Below are 1,119 nucleotides of genomic sequence, written 5' to 3'. Positions count from 1 at the left end.
TGCCTGCCGGCGCGGTGGCGCTGCTGGGGCGCCCGGAACCGGCACTGGCACGGGCTGGATCGCTTCCTTGGTCTGCGGCATGACGCCGTCATCGGCGGCAACCACCAGCACCACGATATCGGTCAGCTTGGCACCGCGGGCACGCATCGAGGTGAACGCGGCGTGGCCCGGGGTATCCAGGAAGCTGATGACGCCCTTGGGCGTATCGACGTGGTACGCACCGATGTGCTGGGTGATGCCACCGGCTTCGCCGTGGGCAACCTTGGTGCGGCGGATGTAATCCAGCAGCGAGGTCTTGCCGTGGTCGACGTGGCCCATGATGGTGACCACCGGCGGACGCTGCACGGCTTCGCCCTGGTTTTCACCGGTCGAGGCCAGCAGTGCGTCTTCGGCGTCGTTGTCGTTGGCACGGATGGCCTTGTGGCCGAGCTCTTCGGTCACCAGCGCTGCGGTGTCGTGGTCGATGGACTGGGTGATGGTGGCCATCACGCCCATCTTGAACAGCGCCTTGACCACCTCGCCGCCCTTCAGCGCGAGCTTCTGCGCCAGGTCGGCCACGGTGATGGTCTCGCCGATCGCCACTTCACGCACGACCGGTGCGGTCGGACGTTCGAACGCGTGCGGACCGGCATTGTTGCCACCACGCGACATGTCGCGACGGCCACCGCTCTGGTTGCGCCCCCCCGGACGACCCCGGGTGTTGCTGTTGTTGCTGTTGCCACGACGCGCACGGTCGGCAGCCGACAGATGCATCTGGCCGGCAAAGCGGTCGCCCGGGCCACGCTCGTTGCGCGGCGCGCTTCGGTTGTTGCGGTCGTCGTTGCGCGGCGGCGGCGGTGCGCTGCGCGGCGCAGCCGGGGCAGCGGCCGGGGCACGCGGCGGGCGCGGCGCGGTTTCGTCGATCGGCGCGCGCCGGGGCTTGCTGGCAGCCTGTGCTTCGGCAGCTTCAGCGGCCTTGGCGGCAGCGGCAGCTTCCTCGGCGGCCTTCTTCTCGGCCTCTGCGCGTTCCTTGGCGGCAATCTCTTCTTCGCGGGCACGGACGATGGCTTCGTCGCGCAGACGATCCAGTTCAACACGATGGTCCGGCCCAGCGAGGAATGCCATGAATACCGGCGATGT

At 68.9% G+C, this 1,119-nt stretch carries 1 protein-coding gene; it reads right to left on the bottom strand.

Annotated features, from left to right (window positions below):
• A partial coding sequence (locus ACQKDV_RS19640) for a translation initiation factor IF-2 N-terminal domain-containing protein (protein WP_427785893.1) occupies positions 1-1,119 on the bottom strand: 1,119 nt, incomplete at both ends.

The sequence above is a fragment of the Stenotrophomonas sp. NPDC077659 genome (assembly GCF_050268705.1).
In the GTDB taxonomy this organism is placed as follows: Bacteria; Pseudomonadota; Gammaproteobacteria; order Xanthomonadales; family Xanthomonadaceae; genus Stenotrophomonas.
This window is presented reverse-complemented; position numbering and strand designations above follow the sequence as displayed.